The sequence below is a fragment of the Acrocarpospora corrugata genome, assembly GCF_009687845.1.
GTDB lineage: Bacteria > Actinomycetota > Actinomycetes > Streptosporangiales > Streptosporangiaceae > Acrocarpospora > Acrocarpospora corrugata.
Genome location: NZ_BLAD01000085.1, coordinates 10059 through 23512, shown reverse-complemented (window position 1 = coordinate 23512; position 13454 = coordinate 10059). Strand labels below are relative to the sequence as shown.

Annotated in this window: 8 protein-coding genes and 1 pseudogene; 6 read left to right on the top strand and 3 right to left on the bottom strand. The window is 70.3% G+C overall.

Features of this window, described 5'->3' with window-relative positions:
• Positions 1-5 precede the first annotated feature (5 nt).
• Positions 6-863: an aldo/keto reductase gene (locus tag Acor_RS33220; protein ID WP_155340733.1), complete on the top strand. Its 858-nt coding sequence runs from the start codon at positions 6-8 to the stop codon at positions 861-863.
• Positions 864-870: 7 nt separating this feature from the next.
• The gene (locus Acor_RS43565; protein WP_218034632.1) at positions 871-2100 is read left to right on the top strand and encodes an NUDIX hydrolase; all 1230 of its coding nucleotides are present in this window, start codon (positions 871-873) and stop codon (positions 2098-2100) included.
• Here the strand turns inward: Acor_RS43565 and Acor_RS33205 are convergent.
• Positions 2060-2494 carry a hypothetical protein gene (locus Acor_RS33205; protein ID WP_246239482.1) on the bottom strand — a complete coding sequence of 145 codons (435 nt, stop codon included), beginning with the start codon at positions 2492-2494 and terminating at the stop codon, positions 2060-2062. The genes Acor_RS43565 and Acor_RS33205 overlap by 41 nt on opposite strands.
• Positions 2495-2566: 72 nt before the next feature.
• On the opposite strand from Acor_RS33205, the gene Acor_RS33200 reads away from it, so the two are divergent.
• On the top strand, positions 2567-4378 hold the full coding sequence (locus tag Acor_RS33200) for a sensor histidine kinase (RefSeq protein WP_155340732.1): 1812 nt from the start codon (positions 2567-2569) through the stop codon (positions 4376-4378).
• Between the two features lie 44 nt (positions 4379-4422).
• Here the strand turns inward: Acor_RS33200 and Acor_RS33195 are convergent, their stop codons facing one another.
• A complete protein-coding gene (locus Acor_RS33195) occupies positions 4423-6660 on the bottom strand; it encodes an MMPL family transporter (protein WP_155340731.1) in 2238 nt (745 codons plus the stop codon).
• 306 nt (positions 6661-6966) lie between these two features.
• On the opposite strand from Acor_RS33195, the gene Acor_RS33190 reads away from it, so the two are divergent.
• Positions 6967-7443, top strand: a complete 477-nt coding sequence (locus tag Acor_RS33190) for an NUDIX domain-containing protein (RefSeq protein ID WP_218034631.1) — start codon at positions 6967-6969, stop codon at positions 7441-7443.
• Here Acor_RS33190 and Acor_RS33185 read toward each other — a convergent pair.
• Positions 7431-8306, bottom strand: a complete 876-nt coding sequence (locus Acor_RS33185) for a TolB family protein (RefSeq protein ID WP_155340729.1) — start codon at positions 8304-8306, stop codon at positions 7431-7433. The genes Acor_RS33190 and Acor_RS33185 overlap by 13 nt on opposite strands.
• Positions 8307-8394: 88 nt before the next feature.
• Here Acor_RS33185 and Acor_RS43560 point away from each other — a divergent pair.
• Both Acor_RS43560 and Acor_RS45665 read left to right on the top strand, forming a co-directional pair.
• Positions 8395-9432 (top strand): annotated as a pseudogene (locus tag Acor_RS43560) (MFS transporter); the annotation flags it as partial.
• 205 nt (positions 9433-9637) lie between these two features.
• Positions 9638-13454, top strand: a 3817-nt coding sequence (locus Acor_RS45665) for a tetratricopeptide repeat protein (RefSeq protein ID WP_155340728.1), incomplete at its 3' end; no start/stop codon positions are given.

Genomic DNA, 13454 nt, shown 5'->3' with positions numbered 1-13454 from the left:
GGCGCATGAGAACCCGAAACATCGGTACCGCGAGCGTCAGCGCCATCGGTCTTGGCGGGATGCCCATGTCGGTTCTGGGGCACATGCCGGACGAGGAGCAGTCGATCAGGACCGTGCACGCCGCCCTGGACGCGGGCGTCACGCTGATCGACACCGCGGACGCGTACACCCCGTCCCACCGCGACGTCGGGCACAACGAGCGGCTCATCGCGAAGGCGCTCGCCTCCTGGGACGGCGACTCGGACGACGTGCTGGTCGCCACCAAGGGCGGGCACACCCGGGTGGCCGGCGGCGGCTGGGGATTGAACGGCAGCCTCGCGTATCTGCGGGAGGCGTGCGAGAAGTCGCTGAAGGCGCTCGGCGTGGAGAGCATCGCGCTCTACCAGCACCACCGGCCCGACACCATGGTGCCGTACGCGGAGAGCATCGGCGCGCTGAAGGAGCTCCTGGAGGCCGGGAAGATCCGGGCCGCCGGGATCTCGAACGCCAACCCGGCGCAGATCAGGGAGGCCAAGGAGATCCTCGGGCCCGGCCTGGTCAGCGTGCAGAACGAGTATTCGCCCCGGTTCCGGAGCAGCGAGCCGGAGATCGACGTGTGCGAGGAGCTGGGCCTGGCGTTCCTGCCCTGGTCGCCGCTGGGCGGCATGGGCTCGGCCCGGCAGCTGGGCAGCGCGCACGCCGCCTTCGGCGAGGTCGCCGAGGAGCGCGGCGTCTCACCGCAGCAGGTCTGCCTGGCCTGGCTGCTGGCCCGCAGCCCGGTGGTGATCCCGATCCCCGGCTCCAGCCACCCGGACACGATCAGGGACTCCCTGGGCGCGCTGGACCTGACTCTCACGCCGGAGGAACTGGCCCGCCTCGGATAATCAGGCCATGAGCCCAGTACGGCACAGCGTCCGCGCCCTGCTCTTCGACGGCGACGAACTCGTCCTCTTCCGGCGGGACAAGGCGGGACGCGAGCCGTACTGGGTCACTCCCGGCGGCGGCATCGAGCCCGAGGACGCCTCCCCAGAAGCCGCCCTCCGGCGGGAACTCGCCGAAGAGCTCGGCGCGACCGCAGGACCGGTCGTGCCGGTGTTCACGCTGGTCGAACCCGGCTACCGGAGCACGGTCTACGTGGCCGGCCTGGTCGAGCTGGACCTGTCCCGCCGCACCGGCGCCGAATTCCACGATCAGAGCGGCCACGAGATCCAGCGCGTCCGTCCCGCCGACGTCGGCTCGGTGAACCTGGTGCCGGTGGAGTTGCGGGAGTTCATCCTCGGCAACGCGGCCGTGCTCCCGGAGCTGCTGACCGCGCGTCGGCGCTACCGCCCGGTGGTGGACGTGAGCGTGCTCCTGTTCGACGGCGACCGGGTGCTGCTCGGCCTGCGCCGGAACACCGGGTACGCGGACGGCGAGTGGATCGCGATGCCGTCCGGCCATCTCGACGAGGGCGAATCGGTGCTCGACGCCGGAGCCCGCGAGGCCAGCGAGGAACTCGGGATCGAGGTGGGCGAACTCGACGTCGTCCACGTCATGCACCACCGCAATCCGGGCTGCGCCGGCCGGATCGGCTTCTTCCTGGTGGCCCGGTCCTGGTCCGGAACCCCCACCAACACAGAACCCGATAAATGCGAAAAAATCGCATGGTTTCCGGTGGGGGAGCTCCCCTCGAACACCGTCCCGCGGGTGGCCGCGGCCATCGAGGCCCAGCGCGACACGTTCTTCTCCCTGCACGGCTGGGAACGCCCCCGCCTCGACGAACTGCGCGCGGAAGCGGCCAGGTCCAGCTGCGAAGAGCTCACCGTGGCCGTGCTCGCGGCGGCCGGCGGCGGCCTGCTGCTGGTCTCCGACGCGGAGACCGACCGGCTGCCGGCCACGATCGTCGGCCCCGGCGAAAGCCTGGAACAGGCGATCGCGCGCCTGCATCCCGGTCCGCCGACCTACGCCGGGGCCGCCGACTACACCAGCGCGACCGGAGTCACCGGCCGCCGCTTCGTCTTCGAGGTCACACCGCCGCCGGACAGCCTGCCCGCCACGCTCCGGCTGCCCGCACGCGACCGCGCGCTCATCGAGACCTGGGCTAGGCGACCAGTTGTCTCTCGGGGATCCACCGGGTCGTGACCCCACGGCGGGACTCGATCCACAGCGCCACGCCGGTGATCAGCGCGCCGACGCCCTCCCAGAGGCCGACGCCGATGAACTCCGCCGGAGCGGCCTCGGTGACGACCAGAAAGGTGAAGACGCTAAAGGTGACTAGACGGAATGGAACCGTCCAAAGGTAGAAGGAACGGAATTCGGAGGCCGCTGCGAAAACGTAGTAAACCCCCATGTTGATGGCGGCCATCGAGGAAGCCGCCATATAGACAAGCGTGTAGTCGCCGGGAGCGCGCTGCTCAAGCGCCTCGAAGCCCAGCATGCCGAGCAGGGTTGACGGGGAGAAAAGCCCCACCAGACCGAGGATGAAAGCGAGAACGCCGAAAACGGCGATGGTCCAGCCCGAAGATGACCGGGGCACGGGAGCTCCAATGGGTGTAACCTCAACGATGATCTCTGGGGGTGCATTCCACCACAAACTGTCAGGGACGGTATGCGTACTCGACCCATCCGGTTCCAGGTTGTGACCCTGGTCGTTCCTCCGCTAATCGCACTGATCGCCCTATGGGCGCTCGCCGCCGGTCTGACCGGCGTGGACGGCCTGCGGTTGCTCCAGATCAACGCCATCACCAACGCCATCGCCAACCCGTCCGAGCAAGTGATCATCGAGCTCCAGCACGAGCGGCTGCTCACCGTCGCCGGCAGCCCGCTCGACGTGCAGCGCGCCGAAACCGACAAGGCCGTCGCCACCTTCCGCGGCCTGGCCGGTGACATCGACGTCGACGAGGACCTCCGGCCGCACCTGACCGCCGTCTTCGACCAGCTCGACGACCTGCCCGCGATCAGGACCGAGGCCGACCAGGGCGCGACCCGGCTCCGGGTGATCGAGGCGTACAACCGGATCGTGGACGTCACGTTCCGGATGTACGACACGATGATCCTGGTCCCCGACACCCCCATCTACCGGCAGGCCCGCGCGGTCACCTCGCTCGGCCAGGCCAAGGAACTGCTGGCCCGGCAGCGCGCCCTGATCGTCGGCGGCTTCGACCCGCCCGCCCGCGCCGCCTTCACCGACGCCGCCGCCACCCGCAGGTTCCAGTACGGCAAGGCCCTGTCCGAACTCGACGCCGAACTGGCCGCGCCGTACGCGCCGACCCAGGCCCAGGCCAACTTCCTGGCCCTGGAGGACAAGGTCGCCAAGGGCGAGGCGCCCCCCGACGCACAGGTGGTGGTGGACCTCTACTGGACCGAGGTCGAGCGCAACCAGGTCGCCTCGGTGGAGCGCCTGATCGCCCGGGTCATCCCGGCCGCGATCGGCGTGCTGCTCAGGATCGGCCTGACCGGCGGTCTCGGCCTGATCGCGATCGTGATGACGGTGATCATCTCGCTCCGGTTCACCCGCCGCCTCACCCGCGAGCTCACCCAGCTCCGCACCGCCGCCCTCAACCTGGCGCACGTCCGGCTGCCGCGCGCGGTCGACCAGCTCCAGCAGGGCCAGGAGCTTGAGGAGCCCGGCGAGGTGCCCGCCATGCCGGACGCGATCCTGGAGATCGAGCACGTCGCCAAGGCCCTCAACTCGGTGCAGAGCACCGCGATCGAGGCCGCCGCCGGCCAGGTACGGCTACGCAAGGGCGTCGGCCTGGTCTTCCTCAACCTGGCCAGGCGCAGCCAGTCGCTGCTGCACAAGCAGCTGACCCAGCTGGACACGATGGAGCGCCGCGAGGAGAACCCGGAGGCCCTGGAGGACCTGTTCCGCCTGGACCACCTGACCACCCGCATGCGCCGCCACGCGGAGAACCTGATCATCCTCTCCGACGCGGTGCCCGGCCGCGGCTGGCGCAAGCCGGTCCCGATGCTGGACGTGGTCCGCGGCGCGCTGGCCGAGGTGGAGGACTACGGGCGGGTGAACGTGCTCCCGATGCCGGCGGTGTCGCTGACGGGGGCTGCCGTCGCCGACGTCACCCACCTGATCGCGGAGCTGCTGGAGAACGCGACGATCTTCTCTCCGCCGTACACGAAGGTCTACGTGCGGGCCGAACCCGGCCGGGGCGGGGTCATCGTCGAGGTCGAGGACCGGGGTCTGGGCATGAACGCGGGCGAGTTCGCGGCCATGAACGAGCGGCTGGCCGGGCCGATGGAGTTCAACCTGGCCGACAGCGACCGGCTCGGCCTGTTCGTGGTCGGCCGGCTGGCCCACCGCAACAAGATCGCGGTGACCCTGCGCCCGTCCCCGTACGGCGGCACCACGGCGATCGTGGTCATCCCGGAGAGCATGATCGAACGCCCGGCCACCGTCGAGGCCTGAGACAGCACGAGAGCCCCGGATCGCTCCGGGGCTCTCGGCGTTTCTCAGACGAGTGCGGGTTCCTTCCGGGCCGGGGCGATCTGGTCGTCGTCGTCGCCGTGGGAGAGTTCCGGGAGCCAGTTGAGCCAGCGCGGCAGATACCAGTTCCAGTCGCCGAGCAGCTTCATGGTGGCGGGGAGCAGGACCGCGCGGACGATGGTGGCGTCGAGCAGGATCGCCACCGCCAGGCCGACGCCCATCTGCATGAAGGACAGCAGGGACAGGGTCGAGAAGACCGCGAAGACGGCCACCATGATCAGCGCGGCGCTGGTGACCACGCCAGCGGTGCTGGTGATGCCGTGGGTGACCGCGTCCTCGGTGCGCATGCCCTTGTCGTACGCCTCCCGGATCCGGCTCAGGATGAAGACGTGGTAGTCCATCGAGAGGCCGAACAGGATCACGAACAGGAACAGCGGGAGCCAGTCGGTGATGGTTCCGGTGGATTCGAAGCCGAGGAGGCTCTCACCGTACCCGTCCTGGAAGATCAGGACGAGGACGCCGTAGGCGGCCGCGACGGAGAGCAGGTTGAGCAGGATGGCCTTGATCGCGACCACCAGGGAGCGGAAGGACATCAGCAGGAGCAGGAAGGCGAGCAGCAGCACGAAGCCGAAGACCAGCGGGAGAGTCTTGACCATCTGGTCGTTGAAGTCCATCGAGCCGGCCGTGCTGCCGGTGACGTGGGCGCCGGGCAGGGTGGCCGGGATGACCTTGTCGCGCAGCGTGTGGATGGCCTGCTCGGAGACCTCGTCGGTGCCGGTGCCCTTGATCGCGATATCAATCCGCGCCACCGTCTTATCCGGATTTATCGAGACACTGAAGGGTTCGTTGGCCTCGCCGGTGGCGAACGCCTCGCGCTTGAAGTCCTCGATCTTGGCGGTCATCTCGGGGCTGGTCACGTCGGCGGCCTTGACCACGACCACGGCCGGCTCGTTACCGCCGGGGAACGCCTTGTCGATCGACTTGAACGTGTCCGCGATGGCGTAGTCGCCCTGCAGGTCGTCGATGGTGGTCGGGCCCGGCTTGAGGCCGAGCGCCGGGATCGCCAGCGCGATCAGCAGGCCGCTGGAGACCACCACGGCGATCACCGGGTGCTTGAGCACCGGGCGCAGCACCGCGTGCCAGAACCTGCTCTCGCCGCCGCGCACGCCCAGGATTCGCCGCCATGTCACGCGCCCCCGCGTCGCGACCCGGACGGTTCCGTGCACGACCCGAGCGTCGATCTTGTCGCCGATCAGGGACAGCAGCGCGGGCAGCACGGTCAGCGAGCCGACCACCGCGGTCAGCACCACCAGGATGGTGCCCTCCGCGAAGCCCATGAAGACGCCGTTGCCGGTCAGGAACATCCCCGCCATGGCCACGATGACCGTGATCCCGGAGACCAGCACCGCCCGCCCCGAGGTGGCCGCCGCGATCTCGATGGCCCGCCGCTTGTCCCGGCCCTTCGCCCGTTCCTCGCGCTCCCGCATGATGTAGAAGAGCGAGTAGTCCACCCCGACGGCCAGGCCGATCAGCAGCATCACGTTCGTGGTGGCGCTGTCCACGTGCAGCAACTGGCTGGTCAACGCGAGCAGGCCGGTGGCCGAGAAGATCGCCGTCATCGCCAGCGCGACCGGGATCAGCGCCGCCAGCAGCGCCCCGAACGCGGCCAGCAGAATACCGATCGTGATCGGCAGCGACAGCTGCTCGGCCCGGACGAAGTCCTGCTCGATGGCCTCGCCGATCAACTTGTCCGCGCTCGCCCCGCCGGCCTGCTCGATCCGCAGCCCCGGATGCGCCTTGGCGACCCCCGCGACCGCGTCCAGCACCGGCTGCACCCGCTCGTCCGCGCTCTCCCCCGCGCCCTTCATATCGAACTGCACGAGCGTGGTCCGCTTGTCCCCACTGACCGGCGACGGCTCGGCGTCGTACGGCGTGCGCACATGCTCCACCTGCCCCGTCCCGTTCACCGCCGCGGTAACCGCCTCCACCGCCGCCCGGAACTCGGGGTCGTCCACCACCAGCGTGTCGCTCTGCACGAACACGATCTCGCTGGCCACATCCTTGTACTTCGCCCCGTCCAGAATCTCTTCCGCGACCCGGGAATCCCCATTGGAGCCCTCGTACCCCCGCATCTCCCCCGTCTCCACCACGCTCCCCGCGAAGGTCGCGGCAGCCACGAACCCCACCCAGATCAGCAACGCCCACCACCGATGCCGGGCACTCCACCCACCCACCGTCGCAGCGAGATTCCTACGAATTCTCATATCCGATCCCCTTTACGTTTCCTTTAACGTTAGGAATCGGAACCCCAAGAAACCTCCACCGCAAAAGCCAAATCCCCCGTACTGCCTGAGGGGTACATCCCTCATTCGTGAGGTCTAGGGGTAAACCCGAGTATCGGAGTAGGGGATACCCCCGGCCGGATCCGACGGCGGCGGCACGGCATGGGAAATGGCGACGAAACCGAATAAGTACCGGCGCTGGGTGTGCCAGAGCGGATCCGTTCGAGTATCGGGTGGTCCAGTTATCCAGATAGGGCACGGACCGAATCTCCGGCTACAGTCGTGGGCGTGATCCCCGCTGATGAGTTCTACGCCGGGCTGTATCGCGTGATCCCCGCCTCTGGGGCGTTCATCACCGATCCTGCCGACCGGGTCCTGCTGGTCAAGCCGAACTATCGGGACCATTGGGGGTGGCCGGGGGGGCATGTGGATGACGGGGAGAGCCCTGAGGTCGGGTGTGGGCGGGAGATCAGGGAGGAGATCGGGCTGGAGTTGGCGGTGGGGCGGTTGCTGACCGTGCACTGGGTGCCGGAGTTGAGCGATCGGCCGTACGCGTTGGTGCACTTTCTGTTCGACTGTGGGACGTTGCCTGATGGGGATGGCATCGTGCTGCAGGAGGACGAACTGGACGCGTACGGGTTCTTCACGGCGGAGGAGGCGGCGGGGTTGCTGCCGCCTTACCTGCTGGAGAGGTTAGTGGCGGGGCAGCGGGCCCGGCGGAGCGGTGAGTGCGTCTATCTGTCGGGTGCGGCTCAGAGCAGCTGAAGCAGGCCCATGGTGCGGGTGTTGGCGGGTTCGGCGAAGCGCTGGAGCTGCTTGAGCGCGGGGCTGAGGATGACGACCGTGTTGCGGGTGGCGCCCTTGACCCGGACCGCCAGGCGGCCGTCGCGGAGGTAGATCGCGCCGATCAGGGTGCCTTTGACGGGGAGGGCGATCCTCGCGCCGGTGACGGTGTCGACCACGGTCGGGGGGAACCAGGTCGGCCAGGCGCCGTCGCCGCCGGGGTCGGATGGCTTGAGGGTGTGGATGACGACTTTGCGGCCGTCCGGGGAGAGGCTCTGGACGTGGTTGGCGAGCTTGATGCCGGCGGATTTGCGGGTTTTGCCGCTGGTCAGATCGAGTAGGTAGACGCCTTCGGTGGTGCCGGCGTAGCCGGCCAGGTAGCGGCCGTTGGCGGACCAGGCCAGGTGGCAGACGCCGTAGGTTTTGCCGGCTTTCCTGGCACCGGTGCCGTCGGCGTTGACGACTCCGATCGGGGCCATGCCCTCGGTGCCGGTCATCGGGAAGGCCAGGCGCTTGGAGTCGGCGGACCAGACCGGTGTGGCGCACGGCGCGCCGAAGATCACGTTCTTGGCGACGATCTTGTCGGTCTGGCCGGAGGTCACGTGCAGCTTGCTGTTGTAGTCGACCCAGGCGACCTTCTTGCCGTCGGGCGAGGCGGCGAACTGGCCGGCGCCGCCGACGCTGGTCTTGGTGAACTTGCCCGCCAGGTAGCGGTAGACGTTGACCTTGTCGGTGAAACGGTAGAAGACCGCCCCGGAAACGGGCGCGGCGGTGGCGGCGGCCGCGGTGGCGGGGACGGCGAGCGGGGCCAGCAGCGCCACGACGGCCAGGATCCGGGTTCTCATCTGCCCGATCCTGCTGGATTCCCCACGACAGTGCCAAACGGCCACCCCGTTTATCCCGAAAAAATATATTAAAGGTAAAGTTGTCGCTATGGCGGGGGGATGGAAGGCGCTGATTTTCTGGCTGATCGGCGTTCTCGGGTACGCCGTGGCCGTCTTCCAGCGCCAGACCCTCAGCGTGAGCGGCCTGGACGCGGCCGAACGTTTCACCCTCGGCGCGACCGGCCTGTCCATGCTGGCCATGCTCCAGCTGCTGGTGTACGCGGCGATGCAGATCCCGGTCGGCATCCTGGTCGACCGGTACGGCTCCAAGCGCATGCTGCTGGCCGGAGCCCTGATCATGGGCGCGGGGCAACTGATCTTCGCCTTCGCCGCCGACCTGGTGGGCGCGGTGGCGGCCCGGGTGCTGGTCGGCGGCGGCGACGCGATGGCGTTCATCAGCGTGATCCGGATGATCAACCTCTACTTCCCGCCCCGCCGCAACCCGCTCATGGTCCAGCTCACCGGCCTGCTCGGCGCCATCGGCGCCATCGCGGCCGCGGTCCCCCTGATCACCGCCCTGCACCGGTACGGCTGGACGCCCACCTTCCTCGGCGCGGCCGGGCTCAGCGCGGTCGCCCTGATCGTCGTGCTGCTGGGGCTGCGGGAGACCCGTCCGGCCGCCGCCGGGGAGGCCCGGGGCGTACGGGCCGCGTGGGCGGAGCCCGGCACCCGGCTGGGCATGTGGGCGCACGCCGCCACCCAGTCGTCGGGTGCGGCGTTCCTGATGTTGTGGGGGCATCCGTACCTGGTCAAGGACCAGGGGCTGAGCCCGCAGGCGGCGGCCGGGATGATCACCGCGCTGACCGTGCTGTCCCTGGCGTACAACCCGCTGTTCGGCTGGATCGCCGGGCGTTTCCCGACCCGGCGGTCCCGGATGGTGCTGGTGATCGTCGGCAGCACGGCGATCTCCTGGACGGTCCTGCTGCTCTGGCCGGGGCACGCGCCGGGCTGGCTGCTGGTCGCGCACATGGCGGTGCTGGCCGCCAACGGCCCCGGCTCGGTGGTCGGCTTCGACTACGCGCGGACCTTCAACCCCGCGGAACGGATCGGCGTCGCCGCCGGGATCGTCAACGGCGGCGGCTTCCTGGTCACCGTGCTGGTGCTCGGGCTGATCGGCGTCGGCCTCGACCTGCACGGGAACTTCCGGCTGGCGCTGGCCGCGCAGTACCCGATCTGGGGGATCGCTGTGTGGCAGGTGCTGCGTTACCGGGCGAAAGCCCGCTCTTCCCTCGCCCGTACGGGTGCGCCCACCATGAATCATGACGTTGGAGCGCGCACGAAGGCTGCAGGGCATGGGCCGGTTCGCCGAGGCGAAGGCGGCCTACGACGAGCACCTAGCACAGCATCCGGACGACCTCCCCGCCAGGCTCGGCCGTGGGCTCGCTCTGCTCGGGACGGGCGACCCGGCGGCGGCGATCCGGGAGCTGACCTGGGTTCTGGACCGGCGACCTGACGAAGCCGACGCCCGCTACAACCGGGCGCTGGCCTACGCCGACACCGGCCAGACCCCGGCCGCCCTCGCCGACCTGGACCTGCTGATCGCCGACGATCCCCGGGCCTGGTACCTCCGCTCCGACCGTGGCGGCCTGCTGGTCCGCGAACGGCGGCTGGACGAAGCCGTCGCGGAACTGCGCGCCGCGCTCGAACTCGCGCCGGCGGAGGCCACGATCCGGCTCAACCTGGGCTCGGCCCTGCTGGCCGCCGGCCAGTACGTCGAAGCCCACGAGCATCTCACCGTCGCGGCCAGGGAGCGCGTCCCCGGCGCGGTCACCGCCCTGCGCCGCACCCGCCTGGAGCACTACGCGCAGACGGGACGCGACGAGATCGTCGAAACCCTCACCGACGTCATCTACGCCCGGTCCCCCGCCGAGGTGGCCACGCTCGTGGCCACCGCCCCCTACCTGCTCTCCGACGAGCTGATCGAACTCTTCGACGGCACGCTGCGCGACAGCGCCGGGCAGTTGCCGCCGGACGCCCCCGACCGGCTGGCCGACCTGCGCCGCCTCGCGGCCGGGCGGGAGCCCGCCGTCGAGCCGCAGACGGCGGGCGAGGCCGAGTACCGGCGGCTGGCCGCCCAGCAGGTCCTGCTGCACCAGCAGGGCGACACCGAGGGCGCGCGCGGCCTGGCCGCCGAGCTGGTCGAGCTGGCCCGCCGGGTCTTCGGCGCGGGTTCGGCCGAGTTCGGACAGCAGCTGGCCCAGCAGGCCGTCCTCGAAAACCAGGAGGAGCTGTTCACCGACGCCGTCCTGGTCCTGGACGAGGCCGCCCCGGAGCTGGTGCCCGGATTGGTGGTCAGCTTCGCGAACGTCCAGTCCGATCCTGACCGGGCGCTGGCCCTGCTCACGCTGGCGTCGCAGCGCGTCGACGCCGACGTGCCGGAGTTCGACGCGGCGCGGGTGGCCGCCGACCTGGCCACCCGGCTCAACACCGCGAACCGGCCGACGGAGGCGGAACAGGTCATCCGGGCCGCACTGGACGAACGACGGTTCACCGGCGCATCGCTGGCCCGCCTGCTGGTCGCGCTCGCCGAGTCGCTGTTCGCCCAGGAGGAGTACGGCGAGGCCGCCCAGCTATGCGAACGAGGGCTCGACCTCTACCGCGAGACCTTGGGCGACACCCACCCGAAGGTCGCCGCCACGGCCCGCGGCCTCGGCCGGGTGCACGCCGCCGCCGGGCACCTCGAAGAGGCCGAACGGTGGCTGCTGAGCGCGGCCGACACCTGGCGCGCACTCGACAACCCCATGGAAACGGCTCTGACGGACAGCGACCTGGCCGGGCTCTACGCCCGCGCGGGCGCGACCGGCACCGCCCGGCAGGCGGCCACCCGGGCACTGGAATCCCTCGAACCGGGCGACACGCACCCGCAAGCACCCGAGATCCTGTCCCGGGTCCGGGCGGCCTACCACGACCTGGGCGACCTGGAGAACGAACTGGCCGCCCAGCAGCGGCTGGCGGCGTTCGACCGCGACGGCGCGGAAATGAACAACCTCGCCGACATCCACTACCGCGCCGCCCGATTCGACGAGGCCGCGCACTGGTACGGCGAAGCGCTCGCCCGCGCGACCCCCGACAAGATCTTCCTGGTCCGGCACAACCTGGCGAACGCGCTGCACAGCCTCGACCGGATCGACGAGGCGGTCGGGCAGCACGAGCGGGCGCTGACCGAGATGCGCGCCGCGTTACCGGCTGACGATCCGGACCTGCTCCACGCGCTCGTCGACGTGGCCGGGATCATCGCGGCCACCGGGGACACCGGCCGGGCAGTGGAGCTGATCGCCGAGGCCGAGCCCCACCTGGACGCCCGGCTGCGGGCGAAAGCCGCCTCGGTGGCGGCGGAGTTCGGCCTGGACGTGCCGGGGCTCGGGTCGGCGGCGGAGCCGTACCGGCTGCTGGTCGAGCAGGCCAGGACGGCCAGGGCGGCGCGAGACTACGACGAGGCCGAGCGGCTGCTGGGGCAGGCGTTGCGGATCGTTTCACTGGACCCCGGCCCGGACAGCATCGACGCCGCGCGGCTCAAACTGTTCCTCGCGGCCGTCCGCCGGGACCACGGCGTCGTCGCCGGGGTCGAGGAGCTGATCAGGGAGGCGATCGACATCCTCCCGCCGGGCGAAGAAGCACTGCTCCCGGCCCGGCGCGAACTGGGCCTGTTCCTCGTCGAGCAGCACCGGGACGAGGAGGCGCGGGCGCTGCTCGCGGACGCCATCGACGACAGCGACGGTGACGTGCTCGGGCGGGTGCGCAGCGCCCTCGGCCTCATCGCGCAGCGGCGCGGCGACCTCGGGGCGGCGGAACAGCACTACCGTGCGGCCCTCGACCTCGCCGAGAGCCAGGACAACCAGCTGATCAGCCGCAAGAACCTCACCCTGCTGCTGATCGAGGCCGGCCGCCTGGACGAGGCCCACGACCTCGCGGAAGAGACGATCGGCCTGACCCTGACCTGGTACGGCGCCGACGACCCCCGGATCGGCCGGGCCCTGCTGCCGCACGCGAAGATCCAGCGCCACCGCGGCGACTTCCGCGACGCCGAGCGGATCGCCCTCGCGGCCCTGCACCTGCTGGGCGTGGATGATTCCGGCCGCGCCGACGCGGAGAACGAAATCGGCCTCGGCCTGTCCGGCCAGGGCAGGTCCGCCGAGGCGGGAACCTGGTTCCGGCGGGCCGCGACCACCGCGCGCGGCGATGTCGTCGAGGAGACGACACTGCTGCTCAACCAAGCGCACGGGTATGAGGAACTGGGCGACGCCAAGCGCGCCATCAGCTTGGTGACCAAGGCGCTCGGCCTGCTGGAGGAGTCGGTGGGCCGCGACTCGGCGCGCTACGGCGTGGCGCTCGGACACCTGGGAAGGCTGCGGTTCAAGACCGGGGACTGGACGGCGGCGACCACCCTGAGCAACGCGATCACGACGATCGAGGCAGCCCGCGACGACCATCCCAGCCTGGTCGGCCCCCTCTGCTCGCTGGCCACCCTGTACCTGGGCATCGGAGCCGACGACACGGCGACCGCCTTCGCCCGGCGCGCACTGACGATCGCCGAAGCCGCCCACGGCCCCGCCAGCCCCCTCCAGACCGCACCGCTGATCGTGCTGGCCAGATGCACGGCCGTCGCCGGCGACCTCGACGAGGCGGCCCGGCTGTTCGAGCGGGGGCTGACTCTGCACCCGGAGGGCACCGAGAATCTGCGCCTCTACGCCTACTTCCAGGCCGCCCGAGGGAACCGGGAGGCCGCGCTCGACCTACTCGACCTGCTCATCCAGCGAGAGGACGAGACCCTCCGCGACGTCATGGCGGCCGCGACGCCAGAGCGACGACGCGGCGGGTTCTTCGCGAAGCTGTGGACCACCGTCGACGCGTACCTGACGCTGGCCACGCCGGGACACGCCACACGGGCCTGGGAACTGCTGGTCCGCCGGCTGGGCCAGGACTCGGAACAACTCCGCCTGGAACGCGAAGGCGCCCTCCGCGGCTCAGGCAGACCCATCCTCGAAGACCTCGCCCTGGTACGGGCCCGCCTGGCCCGCGCCGCCCTCCGCAACGACTCCCCCCAAACCGACCACCTGCTCAATCGCCGCGACGACCTCGAATCCCTACTCGCCGCCTTCCTCCCCGCCG

What these genes read in the sequence shown, in the direction of transcription:
- Acor_RS33185 (WP_155340729.1), bottom strand. Translation starts at nt 8,306, where the DNA reads ATGAGAACCCGGATCCTGGCCGTCGTGGCGCTGCTGGCCCCGCTCGCC.
- Acor_RS33195 (WP_155340731.1), bottom strand. Translation starts at nt 6,660, where the DNA reads ATGAGAATTCGTAGGAATCTCGCTGCGACGGTGGGTGGGTGGAGTGCC.
- Acor_RS33200 (WP_155340732.1), top strand. Translation starts at nt 2,567, where the DNA reads ATGCGTACTCGACCCATCCGGTTCCAGGTTGTGACCCTGGTCGTTCCT.
- Acor_RS33220 (WP_155340733.1), top strand. Translation starts at nt 6, where the DNA reads ATGAGAACCCGAAACATCGGTACCGCGAGCGTCAGCGCCATCGGTCTT.
- Acor_RS43565 (WP_218034632.1), top strand. Translation starts at nt 871, where the DNA reads ATGAGCCCAGTACGGCACAGCGTCCGCGCCCTGCTCTTCGACGGCGAC.